General features: G+C 49.2%; 1 pseudogene. It reads right to left on the bottom strand.

The features are described 5' to 3' along the window. Window positions 1–852, bottom strand: a pseudogene (locus KIV40_RS34290) (sigma 54-interacting transcriptional regulator); the annotation flags it as partial. Window positions 853–876 lie beyond the last annotated feature (24 nt).

Genomic DNA, 876 nt, shown 5'->3' with positions numbered 1-876 from the left:
CCTGATTAAGAAGGGCTATATCTTGTTCTTCCTGCCACGCCTTGTAATCCAGTGGCAGAGAAAATGTACGCTCATTAGAAGTATGGTCGCTTGATGCCTCATTGTCAGTTTCGATGGAAGTCTCATCCCACGTTGGTTGGAATGGATTAAACACCAATGATTCAATCGGGTTAGGATTACGACCATGTTGGTAGATCGCTCTTTCAATGACGTTCTTCAATTCACGCACGTTACCCGGCCATGGGTAGTCCAGCAGAGCTTGGGTCGCTTCTGGGGAGAAGCCGACAAACAGTTCAAGCTCTAACTCGCGGCACATCTTGATGGCGTAGTACTCAGCAAGGAGTGTGATGTCCTCTTTTCGTTCTCGAAGTGGTGGCAAGGTAATCACGTCAAACGCCAGGCGGTCGAGCAGGTCGGCTCTAAATTCCCCTTTGCTTGCCATATCGGGTAGGTCGGCGTTCGTTGCACACACCAATCTAACATTCGAATTCAGTGCTGCAGCAGCTTCTCTTGTACCGCAAGTGGTGTGGTGGCTAACTCGGCAAGAAATAGAGTGCCACCTTCCGCTCGCTCAAATCGACCTTGATGGCGACCCTTCGAGCCAGTAAATGAGCCGGACTCATGACCAAACAGCTCAGAATCAATCAGGCCTTCGCTCAACGTTGAGCAGTTGAGCGAGATGAGTGGCTGATCCCAACGTCTTGATAAGTAGTGAAGACGCTGTGCAATCAACTCTTTACCGGTACCACGTTCACCGATAATTAAAACTGGCCTTTCGATTGGGGCAAGCTGTGACACTTTATCGAGAACAGAAAGGAAACTCGGAGACTCTCCAATTAAGTTTTGCTGCATGGGCGACCTTCTTAATGTGATGCT

Source organism: Vibrio sp. D173a (assembly GCF_030248475.1).
This window is presented reverse-complemented; position numbering and strand designations above follow the sequence as displayed.